The following is a 17294-nucleotide window of genomic DNA, read 5'->3' on the forward strand; positions in this document are numbered from 1 at the left end:
TGGGGAGCGGGTGTCTAAAGGCGCTGCGGGGGAGTGCATTTGGAAGGATCGGCTGTCGGTGCTGGGTTGTAGGATCGTGGTGTTGGGCAGGCCGAGAGGGGCAGGCCCATTGAGCCCAGGAAGGGGCGTTGGACATGGGGCATGAGGATTCGCGGCGGGGATCGGAGTCGGAGGCGCGCGCGGCGGTGTTGGCCGAGACGCGAGTGAAGGTCGCTGAGCATGGATGGACGGTCTTGGCGGTGTTTCCGACGGCTGGAGATCAGGGTCCGTCGTTCGCCTACACGGTGGGTCTGTCGGCGCAGTCGCTGCCGGAATTGGCGATCTATGGGCTGCCGGGCCAGGTGGCGCACAGCGTGCTCAACCAGGTGGCCCGCCGGATGGTGGCCGCAGGCCAGGGGTTGGCCACCGGCGATCGGATCGAGGGGGTCCTGGTCGACGATGTGGCGCTGGTGGCGGTCGAGATGACCGATGCGCGGGATCTGAATCTGGTGAGGGAGTGCTACGGCGCGGTCGCGGCGGCGGTGCAGGTGGTGTGGCCGGATGCCGACGGGGTGTTGCCGTGGGAAGCCGGATCGCGCATCGGGGACGCGCAGCAGCCGCTGCGTGGGCGCCCGCCGCAGGCGCGGCCGGTGTATCACGCGCAGCGGGTGGCGGCGTCGACGGCGCAGGAGCTGGCCGATCTGATCGCTGAGCAGCCGCGGAAAAGCGTCGTGGCCGGTGATGGCTCTGACCCGCAGCGCGACAGCGATATTCGCGCTGGCTGGGCGGCGCGGGCGCTGGTTGCCTACGCCGAGCACCTGGGCGGATCCAGCCTGACTGAGGATGTCGCTACGGCGGCGACCGACCTGTTGTCGGACTTACGGCACCTGTTCGATGCGCTCGGCGTCGAATGGGAGCAGGCGGTCGCGTCCTCAGACGGCTACTACCGCGATGAGATCTTCGGGCAGCTCTGAGAAGCCTTCTGCGCGACAGGTGGTGTGTGTCGGGTTCCGGCCTGGCGCACACCACCACCCCACCCGGCACAGGGGTGGGGTGGTGGTGTCTATTCCGTTGGCGTGCAGGTGATTCGAGGAACAATTGTTGTCGGTGGCGGTTGGTAGTGTCGTCAATGTACGGGCAGGCCGTTGGGGGCCGGCCCACTCACCCCGGAGGTTGGGAATGGTCGTTTACGTTGATGATGTCGAGCCGGTCGATGTCGAGTTGTTGAGTCTCGATGAGGCGAGGATGGTGTTGGCGCGCTCGCAGGCCGAGTTGCCGATTGCGTTCAACTCGGCGCACGCCGCGACACTGCGGATGGAGATCGCGGAAGTTGAGGATCAGATTGCGTGGCTGGAATCGGAGGCGGCGGCCGAGGCGTTGGAGGACGCCGCCGTGGAGCACGCCAGCGATCTGTGGGCGGACTACGACTTGGGAATCCCGGCGTGAGCGCGGGCAGCGCCGGTGCGGGCGACAGCGCTCTGGTTGATGACGGCGGATACCCCACTGAGTGGGGGATCGCCGCTGTGCGGGGTTTTCACGGCTCGCCTGCTGCGATGGTGGATCTGCTGGAGCAGATGTGGTGGACACCGACGCTGATGACGGTGGATGAGTGGCTGGACGGCCAGTTGCGGACGGTTGTGAGGGTGTCGCTGGTGACGGGCGGCTGGAGCGGCAACGAGCAGCTCATCGACTCCCTCGTCGGGTCGATGTTTCACCTGCGGTTCTGGGAGTCCAGCCATCGCGGCGGGCTGCATGTCTACGAGGTTCCGAAGCGGGAGTGGGAGGTGGCCGGTCCGCTCGGTGCGATCGCGGCCGAGGGGGACCGAGGGTAGATCGGCGCTGTGGCCGGCGTTTCGGTGCCGGCCACGAAGGCTCACCACCACCCGACCCGGCACAGGGGTCGGGTGGGGGTGTCTATTGTGCTGCAATGGCACGGGTTTTCGCGGGTGATCGCGGATTTGTCGGTGGGCAGCGGTAGTGTCCTGTGATGTGAGGACGGGCCATCGGGGCCGGTCCGCTACTCCTCGGGAGGGGATTCGGCTATGACCGATTTGGACACGACCGTGACGGTGATTGATGCTGCGGCCCGCGCTCATGTGCCGGTGTTGTTGTGGAGCGATCCCGGCATGGGTAAGTCATCCATCGTGCGGGCGTTGGCCGCTGCCGATGGTGTGCCGGTGGAGACGGTGATCGGGTCGCAGCGTGAGCCTGTGGACATTGCGGGATGGCCGGTGGTCACCGATGGTGCGGTGCAGACGTTGGCGTTGCCTGATTGGGCGCGAACACTTTTGGACGCCAAGGGCGGTTATCTGCTGCTGGACGAAATTTCGACGTGCTCGGCGTCGGTGCAGGCGGCGATGCTGACGGTGGCGTTGGAGCGGGTGGTCGGACGAACCAAGCTGCCTGATGAGGTTCGGATCGTGGCCGCTGCCAATCCTCCCGACCGGAGTGCTGGTGGTGTCGATCTGACGCCGCCGATGGCGAACCGTTTTCTGCACGTGGATTTCGAGCCGACTGCCGAGGAATGGCTGACCGGCATGCGGTCGTCGTTCGCCACGTTGCCCGCTTCGCGGGGCATCGCCGCCGACGATCTGCGCCGCGCCGACGAAATCGGCGCTGTTTGTGCCTTCATCGAAGCGCGCCCTGGCCTGCTGCACGCTTACCCCGACACTGACGAGGCCGCAGGGCGGGCGTGGCCGTCGCGGCGCTCCTGGGAGGCGATGGCGCGGGTGTTGGCGCATCTGCGCCGCGATGACACCGCTGCGATCAGCACGGTTGCGCTGGGCCTGGTCGGTGACGGCGCGGGCAGTGAGTTCATGGAATGGCGGGCCAGCATGGACCTACCCGCCGTCGCGGACGTGATCGCGGACCCGAGCATTGTTGAGTGGGCGACGGCCCGCCCCGATCAGGTGTGGGCGGTGTTGTCCGGTGTGGTCGCGTGGGCGTCGGGCAAGGGCACCAAGGATGCGTGGATGACCGCGTGGGGTCCGCTGGTCGAGGCTGCGACCCACGGTGCTCCCGATGTGGCGGGGGCGGCGGCGCGTTCTTTGAGCGTGGCGATGCCTGCTGGTGCGAAACCGCCTGCGGCGGCGCGCAAGTTCAAAGACGTGATGATTGCGGCGGGCCTCGACGTGGGGAGTGCAGCGTGACCGAGGTCAGGGCGCTCACTGCTGATGAGTGGCGGCGGCTGCGACTGGCGCGGATGGCCGCAGTCGAGGCGATGCCGTACTTCGCGCGGGCGTTGTTCGCGTTGTCGCCGGTGGCGGCACCCGGTTTGAAAACGTTTGCGGTGGACAAGTATTGGCGGCTGTATGTCGATCCGGCGATGTTGGGCACCGATGACGGGTGGAGCATTGCAACGTCAGGGGCCGTTTTGCTGCACGAAGTCGGGCATGTGCTGCGGGATCACGGTGGCCGCGCCGAGACGGTGGCCTCTTCGGTGGACCGCACCATGTGGAACTACGCCGCTGACGCCGAAATCAACGATGACCTGATCGCGGCGGGGGTGCGCCTGCCAGCGGGTGTGGTGACACCGGCAGGGCTGGGCTGCGAGGACGGTCACGCCGCTGAGGTCTACTACCGGCACCTGGTGCCGCCCGGTGCGCCGCCGCCCACCGGGGCTGACGGTGATCCCGGTGACGGTGAGGATGACGGCTATGGCTGCGGGTCCGGTGCCGGGGATGCGGTGCCGGGGGAACTGCCCGCCGCTGCCGACGTGGGAGGCAGCAAGGGGCTGTCCCGTGCGGCTTCCGATCTGGTGAAAGTCGCCGTCGCCCGCGAGGTTCAACGGGAGTTGGCGCACGGCGGGGCGGGTCGCGGGAGCATGCCTGCGGGCCTGGCGCGGTGGGCCGCTGCCCAACTCGCCCCGGCTGTCGTGCCGTGGCCGAAGGTGCTGCGCGCGGCGGTGCGCCGCGCCGTCGAGGACCAGGCGGGCCAGGTGCACCACTCCTGGCGACGGCCCAACCGGCGCGCTCCCAAGGGTGTGCTGCTGCCGACGCTGCGGGCACCGAAGATCGCGGTCGATCTGATCATTGACACGTCGGGGTCGATGGGGGAAGAAGATCTGGCGGCGGCGCTGTCGGAGACACGGGCGGTGTTGCGGCGCACGGGCGCCACGGTGCGGGTGTTGTGCTGCGATGCTGCGGCCAGCGCGCCGCGCCCCGTGCGGTCGATCAGCGATGTTGTCCTGACCGGAGGCGGGGGCACCGATCTGCGGGTCGGTATCGACGCCGCGCTCGCGGCGCGGCCAGCGGCCAACGTGGTCGTGGCGTTCACCGATGGCGGGACACCCTGGCCCGAGCGTCGGCTGCCGGTGCCGCTGATCGTGGCGCTGATCGGCACGCACGCCGCCGACACCGCTCCCGCGTGGGCCAAGACGGTGTGCGTCACTCCCGCAGCGGCGGTGGCGGCGTGAGCAAGCGGGCCGGGGCAGGTGACTTCGCGCAGTGGGCCGAGTCGGTGCTGTCAGGCACCGGCTGGACGGCGGTCACGGTGCGTGGCGCTGCACAACGAGGGTGCTCCGATCTGGCGACGGCGGCGCTGGCCGATGGATTCGCCGCCGCTGCTCGCGGGTTGAGTGAGGTCGCGCAGAGCCGCGACGGTGCCGCGTGAGCGCCGCGCTGTTCGACCTCGCACTGCGGGTGGCTGCACGCGATGCCGGTGGGCCGGTGCCTCGGCTGCTGCACAACCCGGCACCGTCGCGGGACGTGAAGGTCGCCGTCGCGGCGCGGCGCACCGGGCCGGTGGTGCACGTGCAGGCCGTGGGGCCTGATGGGCGCACCCACTCCGGCACCGGGGCCGAGGGACTGGCCGCGCTTGCCCGCGCCGCCGGGTGCGTGTCCGGTGACCTCGGCACCGGCGCGACGGCGCTGGTCGATACGCCTGCCACGCTGCGGGCGCTGGCGGGGTTGGCGCGCAGCTTCGCCGACCCGGCGCGAAGTGCCGGCCTTGACGTGGCGGCAGGGTCGGCGCTGGCCGGATGGTGGGCAGAGCGCGCCGCGCATCCCGGTACCTCGGCAGTCACCGACGTGCTGGGCACCACCCGTACCCGGTTCATGCTCGGTGCGGCTCCCGGTGAGGATCACGCGGTCGCGTGGCGCGCGGCGCTGTCGGTGCCCAACGGGGTGGGTGGGCTGCACATCTGGCATCACGCGGTGACTGGTGGGCCGCTGCTGCCGGGGCTGGACGCGCTGCGTGAGGACGACGAATGGCAGTTGGAGGCCATGCAGGAGGCCGTGAGTGAACAGCGCAGTTGGGACCGACCCGAAACGCTGCACCTGGCGGCGGCGCGGTTGATGAGCCGCTGCGATGCCGCAGACCTCTACGAGGCCGCGCTGCTGGCCGATCCGCTGTGGCGGGCGCGGGGCGTGCATACCGGGTTCGTCTGCCACGGGCAGGCCGTGACGGGGGCGGGCCAGGCAGGCAACCGCGTGACGGTGCGCGCCGATCGGCTCGACACCCGATTGAAAGCCGGTAGCGCGGTCACGGGGTGGGCGGGGGAGCCGATGGCGGCGATGCCGGATGCGGAGAACCGTTTCGGCGGTGAGGTTTTCGCCACCGGAGTGGGTGAGGACGGCGCGCTGACGGTAACCATCGGTGGTCTGCGTAAGACGGGTTACCGGCCCGTTGCCGGGGAGACGGTGACGGTGATTCCCGCGCCGCCCTCGGTGTCCACAATCCGGTCGCGGCGCACGGCGGTGGCGCGGCTGTACAGGCGGCGCTTCTCCTGGCTGTCACAGGGCAGCACGCCGACCGCGAGCCGCCGCCCGGTTCCGCTGGCGGTCATGATCGCCGCCGCTGACGACGAGACACCCGAGGACTGAGATGCGTACCCTGCCCAAGCGATTCACTGCGAGTGCCGCCGCCGATGATGCTGCTGTGCCCGCTGCGGTACCGGCGACCCCGGCGTTGCCGACCGCCGCGCCGATGGCCGAGGACTGGCCGGGGCGTGACCTGTTGGACACACCGATGCTGGCGCGGGTGCTGCTGGCTGCGTGGGGCGGTGATGCGGCGATCTGCGTTCCCGCTTGTCCCGGTGCGGGCAAGAGTCGCCTGGTGGCGCTGCTGGCCGGTGCGCTGGCGCATCGGGTGGGACTGCGGGTGGCGGTCGCCGCGCAGACCCGCGAGCAAGCCGCCGAGCTGTCCCGACGCATCGCCGCTGTCAGTGACCGTTCCTCGCTGATCGTGTCGGGGGCGGGTAAGAAGCCGGTCACCGTGGACGGCATTCGCACCGTGGCGGGTCGCAGCGTGCGATGGCAGCACTCGACGGGAGGCGAAATCCTGATCGGCACCGCCGCGCGCTGGCTCTACGTTGATCCCAACCTGGCAGGGGCCGACGTGCTGCTGGTCGATGAGGCGTGGCAGTGCACGTACGGCGACCTGGGTGCCCTCGGTGCGTTGGCTCGCCAGGTGGTCTGCGTCGGTGATCCCGGCCAGGTGTCTCCGGTGGTGACCGGCTCGACCGAGAAGTGGGAGGGGCAGGCCACCGGGCCGCATCAACCTGCCCCGGCTGCGCTGCTGGCCGCGCACGGTGAGGCGGCGGTCACGGTGCACGAACTGACGAACTCATGGCGACTCGGACCGCAGACCTGCGCGCTGGTGTCGGCGCACTTCTACCCGCAGATGCCGTTCACGTCGCGCCGCCCCGACGAGGCCGTGATCGCACCGGATGGCACGGTGCTACCCGAAATCGTCAACCGCCCCACCGAAGCGCGCAACGGCCCGACCGATCCGGCGCTGCTGACGGCGCTGGCCGAGCGGGTGCGCGAACTGACGTGGCATGACTACCGGCGCGGCGGTGTGCGTGAGGCGTTGACCGCCCGCGACATAGCCGTTGTGGTGCCCCACGTGGCCCAAGCGGGGGCCGTGCGGGCGCTGTTGGCCGATATGCCCGATGTGCTGATCGGCACTGTCAACGCGCTGCAAGGCTTGGAGCGGCCCGCTGTCTTATCCGTAGCTGACCGTCACTGCCATCCATGTCGCCGAGTAGCTCTCTGAGGGGCCGTTTTCGCATGTCGGCGGCACGCGTATCCGTTGTTCGTAGGCACTGTCATCGACAGCGTTCACACCGCGTGTCCAACTTGTTGTCTAAGTTTCGCCACCAGGAGGTGTCGGAATGGCGGCTACGCAACGCGTGGTGATCGGCGAGGAGTCGACCTGGACGGTCGTGTCGAAGTCGTTCGCAGTGGTCGAACCGATCGAGAGTTATCTCGAATTCGGCCGTCAGGGCGGGCTCGCCGCGAACACCGTGAAGGCGTACGCCAAGGGGCTTGCACAATGGTGGACGTATCTCGAAAACACCGCGCGAAGCTGGGAGTCGGTCGACATCCGAGACTTCGGAAGGTTCCTTTTCGCATTGCGGCACAACGAATTCGAACCTGAGGTCACATCACTCATTCGAGAAGTAGTGGTCGCCGAAAGCACTGTCCAACTCCGACTCCGTGCCGTGACAAGCTTCTACCGGTATCACGCGGGGTGCGGGAACGACGTGGCCCCGTTTCTGTACCGCCAGGTTAGTGGGCGATTTCGGAAGGGTCATTCCTTTCTCGAACACATTGCCCGTAGACGGCCCCACTCGGTGAGTACAGTCAAGGTTCGGGTGCCCTCGAAGGGACCTTCCGATCCTGACACCCGACATCGTCGGGCACCTCCTCAATGCCGAGGCCACGTTTTCGAGCGCGACCGGTGATTGGCACGGAGATCTTCGCTACCGACTGTTGTGGTCGGTCCTCGCAGAAACGGGGATGCGCCTGGGCGAAGCACTAGCACTGCAGCACCGAGATTGGATGACTGGGAAGGCTTCAACCGCCACCGTTAAGGTCACCGATCGCCCTCATCCACACGGCCTCTCCGCCAAGACTGGACGGCGCACGATACATATCGGGAGCCGGCTGGACCGCCTATACGGCGATTACGTCTGGTGGCTCTGCGACCGCGGCGGCGATGCAGCGATCGACGACTGGGACTCCAGCTACATCTTCTGCAACACGCGGCGCGGGACGATGTACGCGCCGTTGCGTCCCGAATCCGCGTACGCGCACTTGCGGAGTGTGAAACGCCGGGTGCACGATCTGCCGAAAGCTATGACGCCACACTGGTTTCGGCATACGCATGCGTCAGCGCTGCTGCTCTCCGGCATTCCACTTCACGTTGTCAGCCGGCGCTTGGGCCATCAGAACATTCAAACGACAATCGACACCTATGGACACGTCACAGAAGACGCCGAACTCGAAGCGCTTGCTAACTGGCGAGACGTGGTGGCGGGATGGAGTAACGCCGATGGCCAGTAGCGATCAGGCAGTTGTCTATCCGCGATCACCGAAGCGCAATGCGCGCCGCGATCCTCGGCTGCCCATCGCTGATCTGTTTGACCCCGCTGTGGCCGAACAGATGTGGCAGTCGCTACCCGACGAATGCCGCGTGGACCACTTCGGCAAGAACGACGTTCCGTCGCTTTATCGGGGCGCCGTAAGAAGGGAGATAACCGGCAGCCTGCCGGCAAAGGCCGAGACACCCCGCTTCACCACCTGTTACCTCAACTTCCGCGGATTGCCGCAACCCATGATTTGGGAGTTGGCCTGGTTGGTCCACCGCGAGGTTGAGCTAGGTCGGTTCATATTTCCAAGCGTGTACAACGCGACCACGCGCCTGCTGCGAGCGGCGACCACGCACGGTAGCAAACGCGGACGCGTGGCTCCTACGCTTCTGGCACTTAGTCCGGAGGAGTGGATCCGTGAGGCACAGATCGCGCGTATGAATGGGAGCGATCTCGGTCCGAGCAACGACAGACACGCTCTGGCTCGCCTCAGGGAGTTCCACGATCTTCTTGTGTACCCGTACCACAGAGGCGCCTGGTCCGAGCTGGACGTATGGAACCCTCTCCTAGACAGGAGGATTCCGCAACGTCCTCATGAACCCCACGGCCGCAACATCGTTAATTTCAGTCATCTCACCAGTGAGTGGCTGCGCGAAGGAGCCAAACTCTGGCTCGCCGCGAACCTCTCTAGTGGAACGATGACGTGGAGCACCGTCAAGACCCGACTCAACAATCTGAAGTGGTTTCAGCGATACATCAATCGCTACGGGGATCACGGACCACTTCTGACTGCCGAGCCACAGGAACTTCGGCCATTCATACGAGGCTTCTGCGACATGCTCCAGGCGTATCGCATCACCGGCAATGGACCCAGTGCCGGCCAGCCTCTGAAAAAGAACCCTCGGCGGCAGATCATGGTCACGATCGAACGATTCTTCCAGTGGATGTACGACCACCGAGAGGAAGGAGCGGAGGCCCATAAGGACTGGGCGAATTTGAGAACTGAGCACACCGCACTGTTTCGACCAGACGACAAGCCGCGCCTGACCAACAAGAAATCCAGCGAGGACATGGTTCTCGAAGATTCGGTCGTCGAGCGGATTGCCGAAGGCAGCGAACTCCTCGCGCGCCCGAAGGAGGATGGGGGCTTCGGCGACATTCAGGCTTTTCATGCGTTGATGTTGCTCATTAGGACCGGGCGCAGGATCAACGAGGTGCTCATGATGGACTTCGACCCGTTGATTCCGCTTCAGAATCGCCGAGGAAGGAATCTCGATGAGGACGGCACGGGCTTCGTCGCACGTATGCATTATCAGCAGACTAAAGTTGATGCAGGACAACGTAATTCAATTCCAATCGACGCCGAGCTCGTGGCGATTATCAGAAGTCAACAGAACGTTGCGCGACAGTTGATGATCGATATGGGCGCTACCGCCGATACAACGCCGCGTTACTTGTTCTTGGGTAGGAGAACCAATCGGAACGGCATTGCACCGTACCCACGGGTCACTCTGCATCAGACGCTCAAGAGACTGGCCGATAGGCTCGACATCAAGGATTCCGTGGGGCGTCGAGTAGCGATCAGCAAGACTCACCGCTTCCGACATACGGCAGCGACGAACCTCATCAACGCCGGTGTGCCACTGCACGTCGTAATGCGTTACTTCGGTCACGTCACACCGGAGATGACGCTTCACTATGCGGTAACGCGCGACCAGACGATGGAAGAAGAGTTTCTGAAGTTCAAGAAGGTGAAGCGCGATGGCCGAACCGTAGACGTTGAAGCCTCCGATCTGTACGAGCTGATTCAGCTCGACAAGCGAGCTGATCGGGTGCTCCCGAATGGATGGTGCGTCCTTCCTCCAAAAATGTTGTGCGACAAAGGCAATGCCTGCATATCCTGCGATAAGTTCGTCACCGATGTTACGCACTCCGCCGAACTACGGCGCCAACTGGAATCGACGGAGAGCCTGGTCCGCATTCGCCAGGAAGCCTTCGTAACGAAGTACGGCAGCCCGATGGGCGACGAGAACATCTGGCTACAGGGACGCCGCGAAGAAATCGCGTCGTTGAATCGCATACTGCTTTCCATCACTGACATCACCGATCGCGCGGTGCGCGGTGCGGGATCGGCCCAGCGGCCCACGGATCAGAAAGATGCCTGACCATCTGCGCGATGCTGCGCGCAAGCGTCACGACGACGCGGTCATCCGCGCTGACCGGGCCGTATCCGCTCTGGCCAGGCGCGGCGCGCCAATCAACTTCGTCCAGGTTGCTCGTGAGGCAGGCGTCTCGACCGATTTTCTGTACCGCCAGCCAGAACTCCGGCGACGCATTGAACAACTACGCGTTCCCAGGTCTCGTCCCACCGGTTCAGGTGGCAAAGCCGATGAGCCAGCGACCACCTCGTCTGCAGTACGTGCTCTGTCGGCACAGATCAAACAGTTGCGCAGAAAGCACCGCGACGAGGTCACACGACTGAAGGATGCGTTGGCGGTGGCTCACGGAGAGAACCTCGCGCTTCGCAGGCGGCTGGCGACATACGAGTGAGTGGCCCGGAACTACTGGGTGTCCAGATTCGACGAGCGATGCGCGAATTCCTCCTGATGCCGCAAGCGGCCCTGAACAAGCTCGTCCAGGTATCGCTGCGCTGCCGCACTTCGCACGAAGCCATCGGGAACCACATGCCCCTCCAAGGCGTACGACGCCCTCGTTGACCGCCTGGCGGCTTCTCTCACAGCCGCCTGGCTGACGACGACCCGCTTCGCCACTACCGACCTCCTGATGCGCCTGTCGATGCTAGCGCCGCGCATCAAGTTCGCCCACAGGTTTTTCGAGTTGCGGCCTCGGTTGTGGAGTCACTCTCCGGCGCTCCCGGCAAGCCACTGGTCCCAAGGCAGGCTCCAGTCTCCGTTCTGCCACACCTGGAGGGGACGGCCGCCGGTGTTGCGGACTTCGACGACGTCGCCGGGTTGGGAGAAGTCGTAGAACCACTGCGCGTTGTCGGAGTTCACGTTGAGGCAACCGTGCGAGACGTTCGTGTTGCCCTGCGCCCAGACGGTGCTGTCGAGTTGATGAATGTAGATGCCGTCGTTGCTCAGCCGCACCGCGTAGTTGATCGCCTCCTTGTAGCCGAGGCGCGAGTTGATCGGCAAGCCGTAGGTGGAGGAATCCATGATGACCGGGTTGGCCTTGTCCATGACAGTGTAAGTACCAGGTTGTGTCCAGAACGAGAGCGTCTGATCGCCAACGGTTTCCGTGCCGCCCATGCCCATCGACGTCGGGATGGTGCGGACGAGTTGTCCGTTCTCGTACACGCTGATGGTCTTGGTGGCGTCGTCGGCGATCGAGACGTGGGAGGCGCCGATCGTGAACGACACCCGCTCGTCTTCCTGGCCGTAGAGGCCGCCCCCGAGGTCGGCCCCGTAGATGTTCGCCGCGACCGTCACTTTCGTTTCCGCCGCGTAGTACTGCTGTGGACGCCAGTGCGCGTTCTGGTCGTCGATCCAGAACCACGATCCCTGCACGGCGGGGTCAGTAGTCACGGCGAGGCGTTTCTGCGCCGCCGCACGGTCGGCGATGGGTTCGTCGAAATGGGCGACGATCACGGTGCCCACACCGTAGGTGCCGCCGTCGGTCAACGCCGCCCCGGAGGTGGTCGTCAACGTCGCCTTCGTCTGGTTGCTCGGTGTGAGCGTGGTGAACGCGGACGTCTGGGTCGCCGGGACGCCGCCGAGTCCGCGACTGGTCACGGTGAGCGTGTACGTACGCCCGTATCCCAGCGGCACGGTGGGTTTCCACGTCTCGGCGTCGGGCGTGAGGACGCCGGGAACGGGCGCGTTGCCGTCGTTGGTCATGCGCACGTCGGTGAGGGTGCCGTCGGCCGCGGTCACCCGCACCGCGCTGAGGGGGTCGACGCCGGTGGCGTCGGGACCGGGCACGATCGTCACCCGCGCAGGGTCCGGCGACGGGGGCGCTGCGGTGGGAGTGCCGGTGACAGGGCGTGCGGCGGCCCACCAGCCGAGCGTCGCGGCGATCAGTACTACGACGGCCGCTGTGGCGACGGTGACGATCAGTGGTCGAGTTCGGACGACCAACACGGAACTCCTCGAATGTGTTTGCAGGGCAGTGCCATCGACCGGCTACGTCGTCAGATCATCAGCGGCGTTGTCGAACTGGTCGTCGACGAGAATCACGGTGCGGTCCGGGGATTCGATCAGTGATGCGGCGATCGAGGCGCGGTAGCCGGATCCGCAGTGCACCCAGACCTGTCCGCGGGGCACCTCGTCGAGACGGCCGATCAGTTCGTGCAGCGGGATGTTGATCGCCTTGGCGATGTGGCTGTCGTCGAACTCGCCGGCCTGGCGGACGTCGAGGACGGTGAGGTCCTCGACGCCGTACACCTCGGCGAGGTCGGCGAAGTCGGCTATGCGGTAGGAGGACAGTGGAGTGTTCTCGGCGAGCGTTCGGACGTCACCGGTGGCGGATCCTGTGACGTTGTCGACGCCGATGCGGGACAGTTCGCGGCGGGCGTTAAGGATCTGGTCGGTGTTTTCGCCGATGAGGGTCAGCGGGGCGCCCCAGGCGTAGAGCCAGCCCAGGTAGGTGACGAACTGGGTGGACAGTTCGAAGCCCTTCGTGCCGGCGAGGTGCCCGGCGGCGAAGGCGGTGCGGTTGCGCAGATCGACGACCCATTCGCCGGCGTCGATGCGGCGGCGCAGCTCGGCGGCGTCCACGGGGTCGGGCAGCGACAGGTCGACCGGGGCGGGGCCCTCGGCGTTGATGACGCCCATGTGCGCGTAGTACGCGGGGTAGGCCGACAGGCCGGCAATCAGCTCGTCGACGTAGGTCTGTTCGTCGTTGCTCAGTGCGGGGTTGGTGTTGCGCTGCTCGGCGATCGTGGACGAGTCTCCGCTGGCGGGGCTGGCCGAGCAGAAGCTGCCGAATCCGTGCGTCGGGTAGACCTGCACGTCGTCGGGGAGTTCGGCGGCGAGGCGTCGCACGGAGTGGAACTGCGCGCGGGTCAGTTCCTCGGTGTGCTCGTCGCCGATCAGGTCGGTGCGTCCGGTGGTGCCGTGCAGCATCGATCCGCCGGAGAACACCCCTACGGCGGTTCCGGAGCCGTCCTGCAGGACGTAGCTCACGTGATGGTGGGTGTGTCCGGGGGTGTGCAACACCTGGAAGCGGAACGGGCCGACGTCGACGACGTCCCCGTCGGTGACGGGGCGTCGGTCATACGACACTTCATCACCGGCGGCCACTACGTACTGGGCGTCGAGCAGCCGTGCCAGTTCCAGTCCACCGGTGACGTAGTCGTTGTGGATGTGGGTCTCCAGCACGTGGGTGATGGTCACGCCGTGATCGGCAGCCAGGGCTAACACGCGGTCGATGTCGCGTTGCGGGTCGATGACCGCAGCGACGCCGTCCTGGCTGACCAGGTAGCTGCGATCTCCGAGTCCCGAGGTGTCAATGATGGTTACGTCCATGATGTGCTTCTCCAATTCAAAGGTGTTGTGAGGGAACGTCGTAGGTCATCGCAGCAAGAGGGTGTCGATGACGACGAAGGCGGCGACGGCGAAGACCAGCAGGGCGAACCAGCGCTGCAGCCGGTCGGTGTTCAGTCGGGTGCCCAGGTGGCCGGCGATGAGCGAGGCCGCGGTGGCGGTTCCAGCGAACGCCGCGGCGATCGCCCAGTTGATGTGCAGGCCGTGCAGGTGCGAGACCACTCCGGCAGCCGAGTTCGCGGTGATGATCAGCAGTGAGGTGCCCACGGCGATCGGCATGTCGACACCGAGCATCAGCACCAGCGCCGGGATGATGAGGAATCCGCCTCCGACGCCGAACAGGCCGGTCAGCAGGCCCACCGCCAGCCCTGCTGGGATGGAGCGGGGGGCGCAGCGTCGCCAGTCGATCCCGCCGTCGGTGTCGCATGCCGTCCCGGTGGGGCCGTCGTCGCGCAGCATGCGGATCCCGGCGAGCACCATCACCGCGGCGAATCCGAGCAGAAGGGCCGACTGCGGGAGGTGCGATCCGATCGCGGCACCGGCGAAGGTGGCCGGGATGCCCGCTGCAGCGAAGATCGCGGCGAGGCGCCACTGGACGTGGCCGGCTCGGATCTTGGGGAGCGCTCCGACCGCGGACGCGACGCCGATCACGATGAGCGACACCGGGATCGCCTGATCCATGTCCAGTCCGACGGCGTAGACCAGCGCCGGTACGGCCAGGATCGATCCGCCGCCGCCCAGCAGACCGAGGAGGACGCCGATGATAGCTCCGAACAGCAGGGCCAGGGTGATCGTCATGACCGCGTGGTGTTGTCATGGGGGCTCGGGCTATTCACGGCGAGGTGGTGAGCGCGGCGATGGCGGCGCGCAGGCGCGTGGCGGCGTCATCGGCGACCGGTTGCAGGTCGGGTTGTTCGGCGACCTGGACCATGATCTGCGGGTCCATCGCCTCCACGAGTACCGAGCCCGGATGGTCGGTGTCGGTGCGGACGACGACGTTGCACGGCAGCAGCAAGCCGATCTGGCGGTCCACACTGAGTGCCCGATGGGCCAGCGGTGGGTTGCACGCCCCGAGGATGAGGTAGTCCTCCACGTCCTCGTCGAGTTTCTGCTTCAGCGTCGAGGTCACGTCGATTTCGGTCAGCACGCCGAAACCTTGATCGGACAACGCCTTTCGGGCCCTGTCGACGGCCTGGGCGAACGAGGTTTTGAGTGTAGTCGATATCGCCATCGACATGGTGTGTTCTCCTTAAGTCGTGGAATCTCCGGTCAGGCCAGTGCAAGGAAGAGCTTTTCCAGCTCGGCCTCGGTCAACGGCTCGGTTCCCTCCGGAGCTTCACCGGTCAGGCATTGCCGCATCCCGGTGGCGACGATCTTGAAGCCCGCGCGGTCCAAGGCGCGCGACACCGCAGCCAACTGTGTGACCACGTCCTTGCAGTCGCGTCCCTGCTCGATCATCGAGATCACACCGGACAGTTGGCCCTGCGCCCGCCGTAACCGGTTGAGCACCAACACCATCGCCTCGTCGTCGTCGACCAATCCCGCATCCTTCCTTCGTAGCTTTTGAGGGTCAGATACCCCAGGGGGTACATTTCTAAACATACTAGAGTTCAATTGCTTTCCCGCATCGTCGAACTAGCTGCGGTCAGGCTCGGTGCGGGGTCCGAAGCCCTCAGGTGATTCGAGAGCCGTCGCGTGTTTACCGATGTGCGCCTCGGACCGCATCCGCTCGACCATGTGCGGGTAGTGCAGTTCGAACGCGGGCCGTTCGGAACGGATGCGGGGCAGTTCGGTGAAGTTGTGCCGCGGCGGCGGGCAGCTGGTGGCCCATTCCAGCGAATTGCCGTATCCCCACGGGTCGTCCACTGTCACCGGTTCGCCATAGCGGTAGCTCTTGAATGCGTTCCACAGAAAGAACAGGGTTGATATCCCGAGGATGAACGATCCGATGGTGGAAATGACGTTGAGTGTGGTGAAGCCGTCGGAGGGCAGGTAGTCGGCGTAGCGGCGCGGCATCCCCTCATCGCCGAGCCAGTGCTGCACCAGAAAAGTGGCGTGGAAGCCGATGAAGGTCAGCCAGAAGTGCAGCTTGCCGAGCCGCTCGTCCATGAGCCGGCCGGTGATCTTCGGGAACCAGAAGTAGAAGCCGCCGAACATCGAGAACACGATGGTGCCGAACAGCACGTAATGGAAGTGAGCAATGAGGAAGTAGCTGTCGGTGACGTGGAAGTCCAGCGGCGGGCTGGCCAGGATGACCCCCGACAGACCGCCGAGCAGGAACGTGACGAGGAACCCGACCGCCCACAGCATCGGCGTTTCGAACGTGATCTGCCCTTTCCACATGGTACCGATCCAGTTGACGAACTTGATGCCGGTCGGCACTGCGATCAGGTAGGACATGAAGGCGAAGAACGGCAACAGCACCGCGCCGGTCGCGTACATGTGGTGCGCCCACACCGCCACCGACAGCGCCATGATCCCGATGGTGGCGTAGACGATGGTGGTGTAGCCGAAGATGGGTTTGCGGGAGAACACCGGGATGATCTCGGTGATCACGCCGAAAAATGGCAAGGCCACGATGTAGACCTCGGGGTGGCCGAAGAACCAGAACAGGTGCTGCCACAGCAGCACGCCGCCGTTAGCCGGGTCGTAGACGTGGGCACCGAGGTGGCGATCGGCGGCCAGCCCGAACAACGCTGCGGTCAGGATCGGGAAGGCAACAAGAATGAGGACGCTGGTGATCAAAACGTCCCAGGTGAAGACCGGCATCCGGAACATCGTCATGCCGGGAGCGCGCATGCAGACCACCGTGGTGATCATGTTGACCGCACCGAGGATGGTGCCCAGTCCGGACACGATCAGGCCCATGATCCACAGGTCGCCACCGGCCCCGGGTGAATGGATGGCGTCGCTGAGCGGCGCGTAGGCGGTCCACCCGAAGTCGGCGGCGCCACCGGGGGTGATGAACCCGGCCAGCACGATTAAGCCGCCAAACAGGAACAGCCAGAACGAGAATGCGTTGAGACGTGGGAACGCCACATCGGGGGCACCGATCTGCAGCGGCAGCACCAGATTGGCGAAGGCGAAGACCATCGGGGTGGCGAACAGCAGCAGCATCAACGTGCCGTGCATCGTGAACAACTGGTTGTACTGCTCGTTGGACAGGAACTGCAGTCCTGGGGTGGCCAGTTCGGTGCGGATGAACAAGGCCATCAGTCCACCGGCGAGAAAGAATCCGAACGTGCCCACGAAGTACATCTGCCCGATCAGCTTGTGATCAGTGGTCGTGATCAGCCGATAGATCAGGGTGCCTTTGAGCTGATAACGCGCCGGGAACGGACGTGTCGCCTTCAGCTCTTGAATGACGGTGTCGGTCATCTTTCTCCCCTGCCTCAGGACGCTCTCACGCCGCTCAAATTCTTCGCTGCCAGCGATTAGGCCTGTCGCTGGAACTACCTTTTCCCTACGCCGAAACAGGGACGGTGCTACCCCCTGGG

General features: G+C 65.6%; 18 protein-coding genes. 12 read left to right on the top strand and 6 right to left on the bottom strand.

The window, feature by feature from the left end; translation table 11 throughout:
* Positions 1–134: 134 nt before the first annotated feature.
* The 12 genes from A7U43_RS28655 (at position 135) to A7U43_RS29955 (ending at position 10843) form a co-directional block, all read left to right on the top strand.
* Complete coding sequence (locus A7U43_RS28655) at positions 135–953, top strand: DUF4262 domain-containing protein (RefSeq protein WP_068004326.1); 819 nt, start codon at positions 135–137, stop codon at positions 951–953.
* A 205-nt stretch (positions 954–1158) separates the two neighbouring features.
* Complete coding sequence (locus A7U43_RS28660; RefSeq protein WP_231963826.1) at positions 1159–1425, top strand: hypothetical protein; 267 nt, start codon at positions 1159–1161, stop codon at positions 1423–1425.
* Positions 1422–1811, top strand: coding sequence for a hypothetical protein (locus tag A7U43_RS28665; protein ID WP_156526231.1), 390 nt, complete (start codon positions 1422–1424; stop codon positions 1809–1811). Before A7U43_RS28660 ends, A7U43_RS28665 begins: the two co-directional genes overlap by 4 nt.
* Positions 1812–2021: 210 nt before the next feature.
* Positions 2022–3128: an AAA family ATPase gene (locus A7U43_RS28670; RefSeq protein WP_068004332.1), complete on the top strand. Its 1107-nt coding sequence runs from the start codon at positions 2022–2024 to the stop codon at positions 3126–3128.
* Positions 3125–4393, top strand: coding sequence for a vWA domain-containing protein (locus tag A7U43_RS28675; protein WP_068004334.1), 1269 nt, complete (start codon positions 3125–3127; stop codon positions 4391–4393). The genes A7U43_RS28670 and A7U43_RS28675 overlap by 4 nt, the downstream gene beginning before the upstream one ends.
* The gene (locus A7U43_RS28680) at positions 4390–4590 is read left to right on the top strand and encodes a chemotaxis protein (protein WP_231963829.1); all 201 of its coding nucleotides are present in this window, start codon (positions 4390–4392) and stop codon (positions 4588–4590) included. Before A7U43_RS28675 ends, A7U43_RS28680 begins: the two co-directional genes overlap by 4 nt.
* Entirely contained in the window at positions 4587–5801 is a 1215-nt protein-coding gene (locus tag A7U43_RS28685; protein WP_068004337.1) for a hypothetical protein, read from the top strand. Before A7U43_RS28680 ends, A7U43_RS28685 begins: the two co-directional genes overlap by 4 nt.
* Before the next feature lies 1 nt (position 5802).
* Entirely contained in the window at positions 5803–6975 is a 1173-nt protein-coding gene (locus A7U43_RS28690; protein WP_231963831.1) for an AAA family ATPase, read from the top strand.
* A 118-nt stretch (positions 6976–7093) separates the two neighbouring features.
* Positions 7094–7666 (top strand): site-specific integrase, encoded by a 573-nt coding sequence (locus tag A7U43_RS30725; protein ID WP_082902513.1) that lies wholly within the window; start codon positions 7094–7096, stop codon positions 7664–7666.
* Positions 7614–8267, top strand: a complete 654-nt coding sequence (locus A7U43_RS29510) for a tyrosine-type recombinase/integrase (RefSeq protein WP_257747863.1) — start codon at positions 7614–7616, stop codon at positions 8265–8267. The genes A7U43_RS30725 and A7U43_RS29510 overlap by 53 nt, the downstream gene beginning before the upstream one ends.
* Positions 8257–10458 (top strand): tyrosine-type recombinase/integrase, encoded by a 2202-nt coding sequence (locus A7U43_RS28700; protein WP_197500122.1) that lies wholly within the window; start codon positions 8257–8259, stop codon positions 10456–10458. Before A7U43_RS29510 ends, A7U43_RS28700 begins: the two co-directional genes overlap by 11 nt.
* On the top strand, positions 10451–10843 hold the full coding sequence (locus A7U43_RS29955; RefSeq protein WP_156526232.1) for a DUF6262 family protein: 393 nt from the start codon (positions 10451–10453) through the stop codon (positions 10841–10843). The genes A7U43_RS28700 and A7U43_RS29955 overlap by 8 nt, the downstream gene beginning before the upstream one ends.
* A gap of 308 nt (positions 10844–11151) precedes the next feature.
* Here A7U43_RS29955 and A7U43_RS28710 read toward each other — a convergent pair whose 3' ends face one another.
* The 6 genes from A7U43_RS28710 to ctaD all read right to left on the bottom strand — a co-directional run bounded on the left by A7U43_RS28710 (position 11152) and on the right by ctaD (position 17175).
* Positions 11152–12390 carry a L,D-transpeptidase gene (locus A7U43_RS28710; RefSeq protein ID WP_396922207.1) on the bottom strand — a complete coding sequence of 413 codons (1239 nt, stop codon included), beginning with the start codon at positions 12388–12390 and terminating at the stop codon, positions 11152–11154.
* 45 nt (positions 12391–12435) lie between these two features.
* Entirely contained in the window at positions 12436–13779 is a 1344-nt protein-coding gene (locus A7U43_RS28715; protein WP_060999592.1) for an MBL fold metallo-hydrolase, read from the bottom strand.
* A 45-nt stretch (positions 13780–13824) separates the two neighbouring features.
* Positions 13825–14595: a sulfite exporter TauE/SafE family protein gene (locus A7U43_RS28720; RefSeq protein WP_060999562.1), complete on the bottom strand. Its 771-nt coding sequence runs from the start codon at positions 14593–14595 to the stop codon at positions 13825–13827.
* Positions 14596–14629: 34 nt separating this feature from the next.
* On the bottom strand, positions 14630–15034 hold the full coding sequence (locus tag A7U43_RS28725; RefSeq protein WP_060999564.1) for a DUF302 domain-containing protein: 405 nt from the start codon (positions 15032–15034) through the stop codon (positions 14630–14632).
* A 32-nt stretch (positions 15035–15066) separates the two neighbouring features.
* Positions 15067–15315, bottom strand: a complete 249-nt coding sequence (locus tag A7U43_RS28730) for a metal-sensitive transcriptional regulator (protein WP_110783684.1) — start codon at positions 15313–15315, stop codon at positions 15067–15069.
* A gap of 117 nt (positions 15316–15432) precedes the next feature.
* Positions 15433–17175: an aa3-type cytochrome oxidase subunit I gene (gene ctaD, locus A7U43_RS28735; protein ID WP_060999567.1), complete on the bottom strand. Its 1743-nt coding sequence runs from the start codon at positions 17173–17175 to the stop codon at positions 15433–15435.
* Positions 17176–17294: the final 119 nt, after the last annotated feature.

The organism is Mycobacterium adipatum (genome assembly GCF_001644575.1).
GTDB classification, from domain to species: domain Bacteria; phylum Actinomycetota; class Actinomycetes; order Mycobacteriales; family Mycobacteriaceae; genus Mycobacterium; species Mycobacterium adipatum.

Excerpts from the sequence above, each read along its gene's own strand:
- A7U43_RS30725 (WP_082902513.1), top strand. The coding sequence starts at position 7,094 with ATGGCGGCTACGCAACGCGTGGTGATCGGCGAGGAGTCGACCTGGACG.
- A7U43_RS28655 (WP_068004326.1), top strand. The coding sequence starts at position 135 with ATGGGGCATGAGGATTCGCGGCGGGGATCGGAGTCGGAGGCGCGCGCG.
- A7U43_RS28700 (WP_197500122.1), top strand. The coding sequence starts at position 8,257 with ATGGCCAGTAGCGATCAGGCAGTTGTCTATCCGCGATCACCGAAGCGC.
- A7U43_RS28690 (WP_231963831.1), top strand. The coding sequence starts at position 5,803 with ATGCGTACCCTGCCCAAGCGATTCACTGCGAGTGCCGCCGCCGATGAT.
- A7U43_RS28670 (WP_068004332.1), top strand. The coding sequence starts at position 2,022 with ATGACCGATTTGGACACGACCGTGACGGTGATTGATGCTGCGGCCCGC.
- A7U43_RS28720 (WP_060999562.1), bottom strand. The coding sequence starts at position 14,595 with ATGACGATCACCCTGGCCCTGCTGTTCGGAGCTATCATCGGCGTCCTC.
- A7U43_RS28730 (WP_110783684.1), bottom strand. The coding sequence starts at position 15,315 with ATGGTGTTGGTGCTCAACCGGTTACGGCGGGCGCAGGGCCAACTGTCC.
- ctaD (WP_060999567.1), bottom strand. The coding sequence starts at position 17,175 with ATGACCGACACCGTCATTCAAGAGCTGAAGGCGACACGTCCGTTCCCG.
- A7U43_RS28725 (WP_060999564.1), bottom strand. The coding sequence starts at position 15,034 with ATGTCGATGGCGATATCGACTACACTCAAAACCTCGTTCGCCCAGGCC.
- A7U43_RS28715 (WP_060999592.1), bottom strand. The coding sequence starts at position 13,779 with ATGGACGTAACCATCATTGACACCTCGGGACTCGGAGATCGCAGCTAC.
- A7U43_RS29955 (WP_156526232.1), top strand. The coding sequence starts at position 10,451 with ATGCCTGACCATCTGCGCGATGCTGCGCGCAAGCGTCACGACGACGCG.
- A7U43_RS28660 (WP_231963826.1), top strand. The coding sequence starts at position 1,159 with ATGGTCGTTTACGTTGATGATGTCGAGCCGGTCGATGTCGAGTTGTTG.